The 15831-nt window shown below is 32.9% G+C and carries 19 protein-coding genes; all 19 read left to right on the top strand.

The window, feature by feature from the left end; translation table 11 throughout:
• Positions 1–209, top strand: a 209-nt coding sequence (locus COX95_03080; GenBank protein ID PIZ85760.1) for a hypothetical protein, incomplete at its 5' end; no start/stop codon positions are given.
• Between the two features lie 364 nt (positions 210–573).
• Entirely contained in the window at positions 574–897 is a 324-nt protein-coding gene (locus tag COX95_03075) for a hypothetical protein (GenBank protein ID PIZ85759.1), read from the top strand.
• Positions 898–939: 42 nt separating this feature from the next.
• Positions 940–1524: a hypothetical protein gene (locus tag COX95_03070; GenBank protein ID PIZ85758.1), complete on the top strand. Its 585-nt coding sequence runs from the start codon at positions 940–942 to the stop codon at positions 1522–1524.
• A gap of 87 nt (positions 1525–1611) precedes the next feature.
• Positions 1612–2649 carry a hypothetical protein gene (locus COX95_03065; GenBank protein PIZ85757.1) on the top strand — a complete coding sequence of 346 codons (1038 nt, stop codon included), beginning with the start codon at positions 1612–1614 and terminating at the stop codon, positions 2647–2649.
• Positions 2646–3962, top strand: coding sequence for a UDP-N-acetylmuramoyl-L-alanyl-D-glutamate--2,6-diaminopimelate ligase (locus COX95_03060; GenBank protein PIZ85756.1), 1317 nt, complete (start codon positions 2646–2648; stop codon positions 3960–3962). Before COX95_03065 ends, COX95_03060 begins: the two co-directional genes overlap by 4 nt.
• Positions 3963–4000: 38 nt before the next feature.
• Entirely contained in the window at positions 4001–4438 is a 438-nt protein-coding gene (locus COX95_03055) for a hypothetical protein (protein ID PIZ85755.1), read from the top strand.
• Between the two features lie 271 nt (positions 4439–4709).
• Positions 4710–5441 carry a hypothetical protein gene (locus tag COX95_03050; GenBank protein ID PIZ85754.1) on the top strand — a complete coding sequence of 244 codons (732 nt, stop codon included), beginning with the start codon at positions 4710–4712 and terminating at the stop codon, positions 5439–5441.
• Between the two features lie 146 nt (positions 5442–5587).
• A complete protein-coding gene (locus tag COX95_03045; protein PIZ85761.1) occupies positions 5588–8089 on the top strand; it encodes a leucine--tRNA ligase in 2502 nt (833 codons plus the stop codon).
• Between the two features lie 51 nt (positions 8090–8140).
• A complete protein-coding gene (locus COX95_03040) occupies positions 8141–8443 on the top strand; it encodes a hypothetical protein (GenBank protein PIZ85753.1) in 303 nt (100 codons plus the stop codon).
• Positions 8444–8616: 173 nt separating this feature from the next.
• Positions 8617–8844, top strand: a complete 228-nt coding sequence (locus tag COX95_03035) for a 50S ribosomal protein L32 (protein ID PIZ85752.1) — start codon at positions 8617–8619, stop codon at positions 8842–8844.
• A 12-nt stretch (positions 8845–8856) separates the two neighbouring features.
• Positions 8857–9369 carry a transcription antitermination factor NusB gene (nusB, locus tag COX95_03030; protein PIZ85751.1) on the top strand — a complete coding sequence of 171 codons (513 nt, stop codon included), beginning with the start codon at positions 8857–8859 and terminating at the stop codon, positions 9367–9369.
• The gene (locus COX95_03025) at positions 9359–9589 is read left to right on the top strand and encodes a hypothetical protein (GenBank protein PIZ85750.1); all 231 of its coding nucleotides are present in this window, start codon (positions 9359–9361) and stop codon (positions 9587–9589) included. The genes nusB and COX95_03025 overlap by 11 nt, the downstream gene beginning before the upstream one ends.
• Before the next feature lie 94 nt (positions 9590–9683).
• Complete coding sequence (rnc, locus tag COX95_03020; protein PIZ85749.1) at positions 9684–10370, top strand: ribonuclease III; 687 nt, start codon at positions 9684–9686, stop codon at positions 10368–10370.
• Between the two features lie 178 nt (positions 10371–10548).
• Positions 10549–11211 (top strand): hypothetical protein, encoded by a 663-nt coding sequence (locus COX95_03015; GenBank protein ID PIZ85748.1) that lies wholly within the window; start codon positions 10549–10551, stop codon positions 11209–11211.
• 103 nt (positions 11212–11314) lie between these two features.
• Complete coding sequence (locus tag COX95_03010; GenBank protein PIZ85747.1) at positions 11315–11749, top strand: hypothetical protein; 435 nt, start codon at positions 11315–11317, stop codon at positions 11747–11749.
• 13 nt (positions 11750–11762) lie between these two features.
• Positions 11763–12323 carry a hypothetical protein gene (locus COX95_03005; GenBank protein PIZ85746.1) on the top strand — a complete coding sequence of 187 codons (561 nt, stop codon included), beginning with the start codon at positions 11763–11765 and terminating at the stop codon, positions 12321–12323.
• Positions 12284–12778, top strand: a complete 495-nt coding sequence (locus tag COX95_03000; protein ID PIZ85745.1) for a hypothetical protein — start codon at positions 12284–12286, stop codon at positions 12776–12778. The genes COX95_03005 and COX95_03000 overlap by 40 nt, the downstream gene beginning before the upstream one ends.
• A 20-nt stretch (positions 12779–12798) precedes the next feature.
• Positions 12799–13248: a hypothetical protein gene (locus tag COX95_02995; GenBank protein PIZ85744.1), complete on the top strand. Its 450-nt coding sequence runs from the start codon at positions 12799–12801 to the stop codon at positions 13246–13248.
• Between the two features lie 71 nt (positions 13249–13319).
• On the top strand, positions 13320–15749 hold the full coding sequence (locus COX95_02990; GenBank protein PIZ85743.1) for a hypothetical protein: 2430 nt from the start codon (positions 13320–13322) through the stop codon (positions 15747–15749).
• The last annotated feature ends 82 nt before the right edge of the window (positions 15750–15831 follow it).

Raw genomic sequence — 15831 nt, 5'->3', positions numbered from 1 at the left:
GCTGGACCCCTATTTTTGCAACCGTAAAAGGGGTAATTACAAATAGAGGGGGATTGCTATCCCATGCTTGTATAGTTGCCAGAGAATATGGCTTGCCGGCAATTGTTAATGTTCCGAACGCTACAGAAATCATTAAAGACGGCCAATATTTAATATTAGATGGCAACGAAGGAACTATAAATATTTCCTTAGAAGCATCTAAAAAGTGAAATAGCACAACATAATTCTTTTTGGAAAGTAATCAAAGTTTAATTGCACTTTTTCATTGCCAAAAGTGCACAAAAGCTAGAAACTACACAAAATAATTGAAAAGTAGTTCACTCAAAGCTTTCGAACCTGAACTCCCCCGACTAAAAGTCGGTGTCGGTTTCGTTCGGAGATGTTATCACTCTCCTTACTCAACTGAGCAGATTCTCTCCCGATATTCATCGGGGTGCTTTTCTTTTCTACTTTTCCTAGGCGTTATTTTGTGATGTTTCAAACGAATTGTTGACAACCATAGTTTTTTATAATAAGCTGAAATATCCTGATTTTTTCAGGGCAAAATTTGTTCTTTGAAAAGGAGGCGAGAATATGAAGAAGCTTGTAGCTATTGTTTCATCTTCATTAATATTAGGTTCTACTTTATTAGGTTCTACTTTTTTGTACAGTAACGATAAAGTTGAGGCTGGACCAGAGAAACACAAGATAGGTATAATTAAGGAGATTAAGTATTATAACGATACTGGATTTAGCGTTAATTCAAAGACCCTAATAGAGTTTCAAGATGGAAGTGTAAAAGTTTTTAAAGGTGTGCCTGATGAAGGTTTGAGAATAGGTAAAAAGAACAATATTAGGTATTTAGAGTTGGGAGATGTAGATGAAATCATTTCAGTAACTGTTAAAAATGATCGATAGACAAATTTCAAATGGATGATATGTTTGGAGGAGGCGATAGGATTGTATAGCATTATCATAGCAATTTTAGTTGTTACTGGTGCTGCGGTATTAGCATGGAGAGGGTTTAAAAATGAAAACAATCGAGCGGGTTCCGCTATATTTTTTACTCTTATAGTTTGTGTTATTGTAGGCTTAATCTTATTGGCAATATCAAATGCAGCCGACGGGCCAGATAAAGAGAGATGGGTTAAAGATTATAAAACAAATATAGTAGGTTTGCAGGATTCTTCTACAAGAGGTATTAATGGGCAATTCTATTTAGGCATAGGCAGTATTTCTACCGAAGAGCCGAAATTTGTTTATTCATACGCTATAAACATAAAAGAAGACATAATGCCGAAACATATAATAGAAGAGGACTCGAATGTAACTTTTTTTGAAGATATTACAGATAAACACAGTCCTTATTTAGAAGGATTTTATAAACAAGAAAAGAATATAAACAAATACAAGGGTAGTAAATGGATCATCGATATCGGTGCTTATTTTGGTCAAAGTGGCTGGTTAGATACAGCTAAGCAAAAGTATATATTCCATGTTCCTAAGGGCACTGTTCGTCGAGAAACGAAAGTTGATTTACAATAAATAACAAGACAACCTTTTTTGAACGCAATTTTGCGCTCTTTTTTTATCCAAGTTTTTCTTGAGCGATTAAATCTGTATAATACAAATATGCCAGATAATTTTAAATTTATTGAAATAGATAAAGAAGAAGAATATCAACCCTTATTAATTCGCTCAGATTGTTATTTTACCCAATCTTATTTTTATGGTGAATGCCAAAAAGATATGGGACGCAAGGTAAGAAGATTTAAAGTTCTGAAAGATTCAAAAGCGCTTTCTTTTTTTCAAGTAATAAAATATCCAATACCTTTCGGTAAAAGCTATTTATACGTACCTCATGGTCCTGTTACAAGTGATGTATCAACAGAAGATTTATTAAAATTCTTTAAGAGTAAAATGGCAGAAGTAGCGGATCAGGAGCAAGCGGTTTTTTTACGTTTTGACTTTTATCCATCAGATAATCAAAAGATTATTGAGAAGTTTTTTAAAAAAGCTCCATATTATAGCTATCGATCAGCATTTTTTCAATCGAAATTTGACTGGGCTTTAAATATTGAAAAATCAGAAGAAGAAATTTTGGCAGGTATGCATCAAAAAACCAGATATAATATCCGTTTAGCAGAGAAGAAAAATGTTAATGTTAAAATGGTTAGTGGTGAAGATTTAATGAATTATTTTGAGAGTTTTTATGCTTTGTTAAAAGAGACGGGTGAAAGAGGTAAATTTGCATTACATCCAAAGGCTTATTACGAGAGCATTTTTAAAAAGGGATTTCAGAATAAAGATATCGTACTTTTTGTAGCGAAATATAATGATGAAATCTTAGCAACACATTTGGTTATTTTTTATGGCGATACAGCATTTTATCCGTTTGGCGGTTCATCGCGCTCCAATAAAAATTTAATGGCGCCATACCTTGTTCATTGGAGAGCAATGCAAGAGGCGAAGAAAAGAAATTGTAAATGGTATAATTTCGGGGCAATAGATGTGGGAGAAAAAGTAAAACATGACAATTGGGACGGAATATCTTCTTTTAAACAGAAATTCGGAGGCCAATTATTAGAATTTGGCGATTTTTATGACCAAACTTTCGATCCATTTTTATACACTTTGTATAATCTTAGAAAAAGGATTAAATATAAATGACTTTAAAATCAACAATTAGAAAATATGTTCCGGAAAATATTATTTCTGTCTATCATTACACACTAGCTTCATTGGCTAGTCTTATTTACGGTAATCCGTCTAAAGATATGGTTGTGATAGGTATAACCGGAACTAAAGGTAAAACCTCTACAGCTAATTTTATTTGGTCAGCGCTTAACAACTCTGGTTTGAAGACGGGCCTTATTGGTACAGCCAATATAAGAATAGGTGATAAAGAATCCATGAATGAATATCACATGACCATGCCCGGAAGATTCAAATTGCAAAATCTTATGTCACAAATGGTTAAAGATGGATGTAAATATTGCGTTATGGAGGTAACCTCCGAAGGTATTAAGCAGTGGAGACATAAAGGAATTATATTTGATACCGTTATTTTTACTAATTTAACTCCAGAGCATTTGCCTTCTCATGGCGGGAGTTTTGAAAATTATAAAAAAGCAAAAGGCAAGCTATTTGAAAGCTTGAGCCAAAATCAACACAAGATTATTGATGGCAGAAAGATTAATAAAACAATAATTGTTAATAAAGATAGCGAGCATAGTGATTATTTTCTAAGTTTTAAAGCTGATAAAAAAATTACTTATGCAATAAATAATCCAGCTGATTTTGTTGCAAAAGAAATTGCTAATAATTATACAGGCGTAGATTTTAAAATAGATTCTACTGTTTTTAGTTTAAGTATTCTAGGTACTTTTAATGTTTATAATGCTTTGCCGGCTGTTATAGTAGCTAAAGAAGCAGGGTTTAGAGATGAATTAATTCAAGAAGGATTAAAGAATTTAAATCTTATACCTGGTAGAATGGAAAAAATAGAAGAAGGTCAGAATTTTACCGTAATAGTGGATTATGCTCATGAAAAACAAAGTATGAATGCTGTTCTTGATACAGCCAAAGAAATTGTTAAGGAAACATCAAACAAAATTATTGTTTTGTTGGGTGCAGAGGGTGGAGGAAGAGATAAATCAAAAAGACCTCTCATGGGAGAGATTGCTGCCAAAAAAGCAGATTACGTTGTTGTCAGTAACGTTGATCCTTACGAAGACGATCCAAAGGAAATTTTAGAAGATATTGCAAGAGCAAGCGAAAATCATGACAAAAAAAGAGACGAGAATTTATTTGTTGTAGAAGATCGGAGAGAAGGAATAAAAAAAGCTCTCTCGTTGGCATCTAAAAACGACATAGTAATCATAACAGGTAAAGGCGCTGAACAGTCGATCTATATAGGCGGCAAAAGTTATCCTTGGGACGATAGGAAAGTTGTTAGAGAAGAATTAGGTAATATGTTATAATAAAACGATTGCGCGTTTCTTGAAATGGAGTGATATTTTTGTCCATTCGAAGCGGTTTATTATGTTTTTCCTGTGATTGTTTTGAAATAGAAGAACCAGAGCAGGTTTTTGTTAATGTTATTGGTGATCGTATTGTAAAGATTACAGTAGGATATGTAAATGATATATATTTTGAGGAAAAATATTTATCATTTGAAATTTATCGGGTTATTAATGTACTGAAATATATATTAGATGATAAAATGCGTTTTTACCGAAATAAAAAATTAAAATCAGACGGGGCGATTTTTTGTGAGAGTTTAAAACTTAGAAAAAAAGATCTATCTTTTTCCGTCTATGATCAATATATAAAGATTAGTAATAACAATTCTTCTTTCGCTATTTCTATCTGTAATGCTCATTTACTATTAACTGCTTTAACGATCGTGCATGAAAGAATGAACAATACAATAGAACAATGGAATTTATCTGAATAAAACATAAGAATGATTTTACTTTTATTGAATAGGAGTGATTTTGATGCCAAGCGTGAGGTCAATGGCTTATGCAGGGATTGGTGGAATTGTTAAGTTAGGTAAAGCGAAAAAAATGGATAGTTCTCAGCAAGTGCCCCCAGTTAAGAAAAAACCAGTTACAAATAATAATCAGCATAATATAGACAAGAAAGATAATAATTAACCTGTAAATGCTAGTAGATTACTGTAATATGAGGCATTGTATCTTAATAATTTGAAAGGGGAGATTGGCATGCAAGATGATTTTACTGATTTTCTTAGAAATGCAGAATATGTGGGCAGATTTTTGATAGTTGGTAAGAGTAATAATGGTTTTATAACAGCTATTTACGGTATCACAGGAAGGAGTCCTTCTAGTCAGGCTAGGAGATTAGAGCTAAGCGATGACAAGAAATCGATTTTTGTAAACCCAACGGATCCGGAAATAATAAAGACAGGCAATCCTGATTTGTTAATATATCCTGCTATTGCTTTAAGCAACGAGCATGTAATTGTAAGCAATGGAGAACAAACAAAAGGTATAGTTAATTGTACAGATTACGTTGGGATAGTAGCAAGATTGATGAGAGGCACGCAGAATTACGAATTTGAGCCAGATGAACCAAACTACACACCAAGGATAAGCGTTTGTATAGATCCCTATCGGGGTATTGTTATTGGTATAATAAAAAGAGGAATTGACAGGTCTGTTATTAGGGATTATCAACACCGTTCTTTTCGGTCTGGCATAGGCTGGGGAATTGCCACTTACGCTGGAGAAAATAAAAACCCCTTGCCATCCTTTGAAGGAAATCCTATCCAAATATCTCTAGACTTTGAATCTCTGGAAGAAGCCGTAGAAACCGTCTACAATTTATTGGCCCCTAAAAATGGCAAAGACGACTTTAGAGTATCAGTCGCAGGAGTTATTCATGATGGCCATCTTAATAATTTCTTTGATACATACATAAAAAATAGATTTTAATACACACAGGAGCAATGCTCCTTTTTTTCTTGTTGATAATTTGAATATTGATCACCCCAGGGGTGGGATAGAATTTAAATGTATAAGTTATCTTATTGGATTAAGTTTTGTTGTTTAAGAACGGATTTTCCTATAAAATAAAAGTTATGGAAAAGTATGATCCCTCTAAAGTTGAGAAAAAATGGAAAAAAATCTGGGCTAAGACAAAAATAAATGACACGGATATTTTTTCTGATAAATCTAAATTATATAATTTAGTGATGTTTCCATATCCTAGCGGAGAATATCTTCATATAGGTCATGGATATTCATATTCGGGCGCTGATGTTTACGCCCGTTTTAAAAGGCTTAATGGATTTAATGTTTTTGAACCAATCGGTTATGATTCTTTTGGTTTGCCTGCCGAGAATTTTGCTTTGAAAAAAGGTGTTCATCCCAAGGAAAGTACAGAATCTAATATAAAACACGCTCAAGAGCAATTAAAAAGTTTTGGCTGTATGTTTGATTGGTCAAAAGTAATAATTGCATCTGACCCCGGCTATTATAAATGGACGCAATGGCTTTTTCTAAAATTATACGAAAAGGGTTTAGCTTATCAAAAAGAAGCGCCGATTAATTGGTGCCCAAAATGCTTAACTGTTTTAGCTAACGAACAAGTTATAGATGGTTTATGCGAAAGATGCGATACAGAAGTTGTTCAAAAGAGAATGAAGCAATGGTTTTTTAAGATAACGGACTATGCAAAACGTTTGATAAAAGATTTAGATAAAGTTGATTGGCCGGAATCCTCAAAAATAAAACAGCGTAATTGGATAGGGGAATCTGAAGGCGCGACCGTAAAGTTTAAAATCAAAAGCAAAAAAATAAAAGAAGATTTATCTATTGAGGTTTTTACTACAAGGATAGATACTCTTTTTGGCGGTACTTTTCTTATTATGGCGCCAGATCATCCGCTAATTGAGAAGATTACAGATGATGAAAACTTAAAGACTGTTAAACAATACCAAATCAAAACTCAGAAACTCTCAGATATTGATCGACAATTAGAAGAGCGTCCAAAGACAGGGGTTTTTACGGGAGCCTATGCAGTTAATCCTTCTAACAATAAAGAAATACCTATTTGGATATCAGATTTTGTTTTAGCAAGTTATGGTGGAGGAGCTGTTTTTGCTGATGCTCATGATGAGCGCGATTTCCAATTAGCTAAAAAGTTTAATATTCTTTTAAAAACAACCATTAAACCTGTTGATCTTGAGGATGATTCAAAAATAAGAAATCTAGAAGAGTGTTTTACAGGCGATGGTATTTTATATGATTCTGATCAATTTAATGGCATGCATTCTAAAGAAGCCCGAAAAGCTATTACTGAATGGTTGTCTAAAAAGAGTTTGGCAAAAAGGACTGTAAATTATCGTTTGAGAGATTGGTCTTTTTCTAGACAAAGATACTGGGGAGCACCTATACCGATAATCTATTGTGAAAAATGCGGTATGGTTCCAGTGTCAGAAGAAGATTTGCCTGTTTTGTTGCCGGACGTTAAAGATTTTAGACCTAAGGGCACAGGTAAGGGCCCCCTGGCTTCTGATCCGGATTTTGTTAACACAACATGTCCTAAGTGTGGAGGTAAAGCCACAAGAGAAACTGATACCATGGATACTTTTGTTGATTCAAGCTTTTATTTTTTAAGATATCCCAACTCTGGTAATGATAAGGAGATGATGAATTCTAAAATCACCAAAAAATGGTTGCCGGTTGATATGTATACAGGTGGCGCAGAACACGTCACAATGCATCTTTTATATGCAAGATTTATAACAAAGGCACTGTTTGATGCCGGAATGATCAATTTTGATGAGCCATTTTTGCATCTAAGGCATCAGGGTATGATACTGGGACCGGACAATAAAAAAATGAGTAAGTCAAAAGGTAATGTTGTAATACCAGATGAAGTGATCAAAAAAGAAGGAGCAGATGCATTTAGAATATATATATTATTTATGGGTCCTTTTGATGAAGGCGGCCCATGGAATCCCCAAGGCATTAAAGGAGTCAAGAGATTTTTGGATCGTTACTGGACATTAGCTTTAGAAATAATCAATAGTCAGAATAAAGAAAATCCCGAAGATGTTATTTATTTATCTTATGAGATAGAAGAAACCGCCCTGGCAAGAATCATTAATAAAACTATTAAAAAAGTTGGTGAAGATATTGATAGTTATAAATTCAATACAGCGATAAGTACCTTAATGCAATTTCTAAATGAGATTTATGAAATTAAAAATAAATTACCTTTTGATAAGTCTTATTCACTGTGGAGAGATGCTATCGGAAAATTTACTATTATACTTTCACCATTTGTTCCATTCATAACTGAAGAGATATGGGAAAAATTAGGAAATACTTCCAGTGTTTCTCTCTCTGCGTGGTCTTTTTATGATAAAAATTTGATAAAAGAAGATATTATAGATATTGTTGTGCAGATAAATGGTAAATTAAGAGGCAAAGTTCAGGTTAGGTCCGGATCATCAAAAGAGCAAGCAGAAAAGTTGGCAAATAATAATCTGAATATTAAAAAATATACAGAAGGTAAGGAAATTATTAAATCTGTTTTTGTTCCTGATAAGCTTCTTAATATTGTTGTTAAGTAAGCATTGATTAGTTATTGACCGTTTTGTATTAAAATGTTAAATTTTTAAACTATGATCAAGCTAAATGTTTCTAAGATAATTGATGATAGTATTGATAGAGAAGAATTGACAGATGAGGTAGATAAATTAGATCAGATAAGCCTTAAAATCCCTGATGGTGTAATAGCAGATATTAAAATTAAAGGTAAAGAAAAAGTAGCTTGTGGCAGATGTTTAGAGGATTTTGAAAAAGATATAAATAAGGAGTTTAATCAGGGATTTGTAATCCTTACTAGAAAACTTTCCAAGGAAGAGGAGTATGATAAAGAAGCAGGATTTATAATTAATGAAAAAGGTGATATTGATTTAGAATAGGTGATAATAGAAGAGATTTTATTGGAAGATAATCGCAATATCTGTAATGAGAAATGTAAGGGAATTTGTCAAAATTGCGGAAAAAACTTAAATAAAGAAGAATGTTATTGTAAGATAGATAAAGATAAATAATTAATTGATTTATAAATATTTAGAAAAGGAGTAGAGAAGAAATGGCAGTACCAAAACAGAAAAAATCAAAGTCTAAAGTAGCTATCAGAAGAGGCACTCATACCGTTAAGACAAAAAGCCCGATTTTATGCGAGAAGTGTAATTCTGTAAAGATTCCTTATACTATGTGTAAAGTGTGCGGCACTTACAAAGGCAAAGAGGTTATTGATTTAGAAAAGAGAACCAAGCGCAAAGAAAGACGTCTAAAAGCTGAACAAGAAGAAGAGTAAAAAGAGGTCTATATGGCAATTTCAAGGCACTTTTGTAGAATAATAGCGATGCAAAGCTTTTATGAGAAGGACTTCAGAAGCGGTGGTGACATTAAAAAAATTACAGAGAGAAACATTAACGAGTCTTACACTACGATAGAAAAAGAAGACCGGGATTTTATTTTTACTCTAATCAATGGGGTTATGGATAATCCTAAGGAAATTGACGAAATAATCAGGGTGGCTGCTCCAGAATGGCCAATAAATCAAATTGCAGCTATTGATAGGACTGTTTTAAGGCTAGGGATTTTTGAGCTTTTATATCTAAAAGAGATACCTCCAAAAGTGGCTATTAATGAAGCTATAGAGCTAGCAAAGGCTTTTGGTGGAGAAAATTCTGGAAAGTTTGTCAATGGCGTTCTGGGAACAATTTACCGAAATAGCGATCTTTATCAGGAGGGAGACGAAGAAGAAAATGTTGAGATTGAATCACCAAAAACAGAAAAAAAGATAGAGGAGAAAGAAGAGAAGAAAGATGAAAGCTAAGAAGGTTCTAGCTACTTTAATGATGACATTAATATTTTTTATTTTATGGACTGGAATCTCTTTGTTGCTCATTTATTTAATAGTAGGCTTAGTTGGGCCCTTTGCGCTTTTTTCTTATCTAATCTCACTTTTTTTAGTTATTCCCGCGCTTAATCATTTTGTATATAAAGACTACAAACTTATCTTCCACAAGCATCTAGATTCTGGTTTTGAATGGTAATATTAGCTGTAGCCCTCTGTGTCTTTTTATTCGTGGGAATTATGGGTCTTACATCTTACACAACTACACATTAGTAATAATTTAGAAAAAATTTATGGAAAAAGATCTTAGAATTTTAGAAAAAATAGTAAACATTAATTTCAATAATAAGGATTTATTAGAACAGGCTTTTGTTCATAGATCTTATCTTAATGAAAATCCTAAATTTCCTTTATCTGATAATGAGAGATTAGAGTTTTTAGGAGATGCGGTTTTGGAACTAGTTGTTACAGAATATCTTTTCTTAAATTATCCAAACCCAGAAGGCGACTTAACAAACTGGAGAAGTGCTTTGGTTAGGGGCCAAACTTTATCAGAGATTGCCAGCAATCTTGAGTTTGATAATTATTTATATCTATCAAGAGGTGAGGCGAAAGGGAACGGTAGAGCAAGACAGCTTATTCTCGCTAATAATTTTGAGGCTTTCATCGGCGCCATTTATTTAGATCAGGGTATGGATGTTGCTAAAAATTTTATTGAGAAATATATAATTGTCAGATTGAAAAAAATCCTAGAAGAAGAACTTCACATAGATCCAAAAAGTAAGTTTCAGGAAATTGCCCAAGAAAAAACCGGCATCACCCCAATTTATAAACTGATCAAAGAAGAAGGACCAGATCATGAAAAAAAATTTACAATTGGTGTTTTTGTTGGAGATAAAATGTATGGTAAGGGAGTAGGATTTTCTAAACAAGCCGCCGAAATACAGGCAGCTGAAAAAGCATTATCCAAAGGTTTTTAGATGAACGGTAAAAATTATCTCGGCGGACCCAAATTTTGGAATCGCAAGTCCTAAGATATAAAATGAATTAGATTAATCAATATTGTATCCAAGGTTTTATAATAAACTTTTGACATACCAGCCCTTAAGCTGGTATATTTTTATAATCGTTGAACATTAAAATTAGGAAGTGATAATATTGGTTCTTGCGGAAGATGTACTAAGCGAGACTAGAAGAAAAAGCGTAAGTGAAAGTTATGTAAGAGGTAAATTAGAATATTTTTTTGCTTATTATGGAATACTCGCGCCTGATTTAGAAGATGTTACAGTAGATCTTTATAATTGCAACAAACAATTATATTGGCATTGTTTCAGAGTGGCTTATTCATTGAAGGACATTTTTTATTTAGGTGATAGATTAGTAAATAACAGAATTTTAATCAAATCATCTATGCTGCATAACATCGGATCTTTGAATGAATCACAGAATAATGGAACGAGACATTATAAAATTAATCAATATCAGAGTTTTAGAAAGCTACACGAAAACACAATCGAAATAATAGACGGAATATATCTTTTTGATAAAGAAAAGATTTTAAAAGTTATGAAAATATTTCAAGAACAGCTATTCTTTGGTCTAGAGGATTACATGGATGATGCCGCAATAAATTTAACTAAAATTGATGATAAAGAGATAAAAAATTTGTGCGCATGCTTGCTATTAGCAGACTATCTTGATTTTCAGGGAGTCAAGTCTCGACGAGAACTAAAAGAAAGATACCAATGTCTTAATAAAATTTTTCCCGAATACAGCCATCTATTAACAGCACTTCTTCATAATTCTTACTATCGCAAATAATCCCAGGGGGATTTTTTTATCCCTGCAAATATTGACAAGTCGACATTTTAGATATAGTGTAAAATATTCTCAAGTACCTTGAAAATTTAGGAGGTGGCTGAACTTGAAAGAGAATAAAGCTTTAAGCGTTTTAGCTGGTTTAATTATAGGTACTTTCTTGGGATATTGGATTTATTGGTTACCCTGTTATTTTCTTAAATGCGGCTCAATTCCAGTTGATGGTTTATTCGTTCCTACTGATATATGGTTAGATTGCGTTACTTCAGATTTACAATATGGAGTTATTCCAGGAGCTATTATAGGGCTGATAGGAGGCTTTGCAATTCCAGTGCATTTACCTAGAGGGCATTTAGCAAAATCCATAGGTGCTTTTGCTTGGATCCCAATTACTATAGTGGCTTGGATTACTCAGTGGAATAATATTTATTATATGAGTAGTGGGAGAATTGTATTAACATTATTAGCAACTTTTATGTCTCTAATGTTTATACTCCCTATTAGTGATATGGTGAGTTTTATTGAAAAAATCAGAGAATAAGAGGTGATCAGACGTGAATTTAGGGGAGATAATTTTTTTCAGCTTTCTTTTTATAGGAAACATGATGATTGCTACGGAATTTGCAAGATACGGAATTTTAGAAATCGGCATACAAAGACCTATTAACCAAGGAGCTTTTAACGGTATGGTAATTGGTTTAATCACCTTCACATCGGGTTCCGTAATGCATTTCATTACCGGGTTTAACCCTACCATGGATTGGAAAGCCGCTTTCTTTGTTTCGGGTATTCCATTGTTGTGGATCCCTTTTTTCAGGTATTGTATTCTAAAATCAGGCCTCGCTGATTTTAACAAGGCTAAAATAAGAACAAATTATTGGATGATTGATAACTATAAACATGGTGAGGTTCTTAAAAAAGAAGGCGAGAGTTTTAAGGATTTTTATCTAGCCAAGAGTGTTGTAAGAATGTTTAAGAAAGCTATAAAGGCTCAAGAAAAAGGCATGGTTATGCATACAGCATCAAAAAAGATTGAGATAAGTGATGATTTACTTGATTACCATAGTGAAAATATTTGTGTTTTGTTTCCTGTCCAGTCTGTCCCGATACATTAAAAATTCCCGTTTACGCAGATCTTGCTAAAGGAGTAAGCGGTTCTTGCAGTCTTTGCGGCTCAATAATATCGCTCAGGAAAGTCGATAGTAAACTCTATATAAGCGCTTATCTTACAAACCCTATTAGAATTGTTAGTGATAATAATAAATCTAATATAGCTATTACATACGCAGAGATTGCTTTACTTTATCGAATGATGAATTTATTTAACGAGGCAATTGCAGCATTAGATGAAGCAAAAAAGATCATAAAAGAACTTATTGAAAAAGATCCTACTAATAATGAATATTTAAGTAACCTCAGTCTTATAAATTTTAGAAGATCTGAAATCTATCATGCTCAAGGCAATAAAATAAAAGCCAGAGAAGGATATAAAGAATGTATAAGCTTAGATGAAAAATTGAAAGACAAAGACGGAGCAAAAATTTGTAAGGAATTATTGCAGAAGATTTAATTCATCAGGGGGTGAAAAAAATGAACGATTCTTCTTTAAAAGAAAATATAGTTGATCATTTGAACAACTTTAAGGACAATATTGAAAGACAAACTAATACTATAAATACCATGTTAGATGCTATAGGTAATCCTTCCACAATCCACATCTTTAAAAGAAGCGAAAAGAAGCGCTTAGAGGAAGAGCTTAAATTATTAGCAAAAGACGCAAGTCAAGTTACAAATGCCTTAGAGGCAATAGAGCAAAACAATAATTTTCAACCGGTCATAGATATTCTAGATATGCAGATCCAAAGAGGTCAAGAGATTATAAGTCAATATGATAACCAAATGTTTTGGGATTTATTAAATCCTTTTGGTGATCCTGTTTTAGCCGGCGGCGGCGGACTTTTTGGGCCTAGAGCGCAATATTCAACTTTAGTTGACACACTTAAAAATTTAAAAGACCAAACTTTACAAGCCTCATATTAATTTATTTATACAGAGACCATCGGTCTCTTTTTTTATTGTTTGTTTTTGATTAAATTGTTACAATATTTTTGATGTACTTGAGAAAGATGACCTTGCAGGGCTTTAAGTCTTTTGCAAGAAAAACAGTATTAGAATTTGGAAAAGGCATAACAGTGGTTGTTGGTCCTAATGGTTCTGGTAAGTCAAACGTATCAGATGCAATAAAATGGGTTTTAGGTGAACAATCAATGAAAAATCTTCGCAGCAAAAAAAGCGAGGATGTTATTTTTGTTGGATCAGGATCAAAAGCAAAAGCAGGAATGGCTGAAGTATCGTTGGAATTGGATAATAAGGATAAAATAGTTCCTATTGAATATACTGACGTAGATATAACCAGAAGAGTCTTTAGATCAGGAGAAGGAGAATATTTTCTTAACAACTCCAAAGTAAGGTTACTGGATATTACTGAGATTTTGTCTAAATCCGGATTCGGCCGTTCAACATATACAGTTATTGGTCAGGGAGCTATTGACAGGTTAATTACCCAAACTGCTCAAGAGCGGTTGGAATTATTCAGGGATGCTTCAGGAGTTAAGCATTATTATTTTAAAAAGGAGCAGGCTTTAAAGAAGTTTGAAGAATCACGAGAAAATCTTTTACGTGTCGCGGATATATTAAAAGAACTTAAGCCAAGGCTTAATAATCTTGAGAAACAAAAAAAGGACGCAGAGCAAAGGAAGATTCTGTCCGATGAATTAAGAGATCTGCAAAATAAATATTATGGGTCTGAATTAAAAGATTTTAGTGGAAAAATAGATGAATATGATAAGAAATATAATGAAATAACAAAAGAAACAGAGACTATTGAAAAAGAAGTTTCAACCATTACTAAAAAATTAGAAGAAAGAGCTTTAAGATCAGATCAAAATCAAGAGCATGAAATAGAGATGAAGTTGGAACAGACAGAAAAAGAACTTCAAGGATTGCAAGATTATCTTTTAGAATATGTAAGGAAAAACGCTTTGATTGTAGAGAAACAAAAATTCTACAAAGATAATTTGGCTGATTTTAAAAAAGAATTGAACGAAACGATTAAAAAAATTGAAGAAAAAGAATCAGAAATTGAAAATATTAAGAAAGAAAAAATAAAACTAGAGTCAGAGCTAGAGAAATTTGTATCATTGCTTAACGGATTAGACGAAAAGGGAGAGAAAAAATCTTTAGAGCCAAAAGAAATTATCAGTAAAGCTAAAGATTCTTTAAACAAAATATTAAAAACAATAGGTAACAATTTTGATAATATAGAGAAGTTAAAATCAGATATTCAAGATTTAATTAATTTTTTAGAGGAACAGGAGAAAGCGGGCTCAACTGATATTTTTGCAAAAAGACTGGAAATTTCTAAAAATGTTGAAAAAATAAGGTTCGAAATATCCTCCAATAACGAAAAGATAAACAATAACCTGGAAATTCTTAATATATACAAAAACAAAGAAAATGATTTGTTAGACAGAGTGCATGAAAGCAAAGAGCTGGAAGACAAAAAGCCAGAGGAAAAAGAGCGTCAGCAGATCGAAGGGAAAATCAATCAGCTTAGACAGCAAAAAGAAGAACAAAAGAAAGAACTAGATAGTCTAAAAGAAAAAAACAGGTCATTAGAAGGCGAATTTTTTGAAGTTGAAAAATCTTATAGAGGGAAGCAAGATATTATTGCTCAATATAAAGAAGAATTAACAAGAGTTGAAATAGAGCTAGCAAGGTTGAGGACGAAAGAGGAAGATGTCAAATCTGAGGTTATAGAGAATCTGGGTACGGATAAAGGCTTGGAATACATATCGATATCGTCTGATCAAAAACCTTTCTTTTTTTCGAAAATGACCGAATTAAGAAGAAAGCTAGAAACCATCGGTGGTGTAATTAGAGCTGAAGATAACGATGAATACAAAGAAGTGAAAGAAAGATATGATTTTTTAACATCTCAAAGTGATGATTTAAGGGGCGCTCTTTCTTTGACTAAGAAGGTTGTATTAGAGCTGGAAGGCAAAATTCATGATCAATTCAGGGAAAAATTTGAGAAGATTTCTTCAAAATTTAATTATTATTTTCAGAAACTTTTCGGCGGCGGGACCGCAAAACTGATTTTAACCGAAGGTGAAGCCGAAGAAGCTATTGTAATTGATATTCAGGCTGTACCTCCTGGGAAGAGAGTGCATACTTTAAATACTTTATCGGGAGGAGAAAAAGCTTTAACTTCAGTTGCTTTGCTTTTTGCGATTTTTAGCGTTAACCCAACTCCATTTTGCGTTTTGGATGAAGTAGACGCTGCCCTAGATGAATCAAACTCAATACTTTTTGCAAATCTTTTGGCTGAATTAGCCTCCAAAATGCAATTTATCGTTATTACGCATAACCGAGAGACAATGAAAAGAGCTAAAGTGCTTTATGGAGTAACAATGGACGAAACAAAGATCTCGAAAATTTTATCACTTAAGCTCGAGGAAGCAGAGAAATATTCAGAATAAACGAAATGAATAAGTTACGAAACATTTGAGACTCCTGCAAATAACTAAGGAGTTTCCAATATGCATATCAAAGCCTTGTGGT

The sequence above is a fragment of the bacterium CG_4_10_14_0_2_um_filter_33_32 genome (assembly GCA_002792735.1).
Classification (GTDB): Bacteria; Patescibacteriota; CPR2_A; order CG2-30-33-46; family CG2-30-33-46; genus CG2-30-33-46.
The sequence above is the reverse complement of the archived record's forward strand: the minus strand, read 5'-3'. Positions and strand labels throughout refer to the sequence as shown.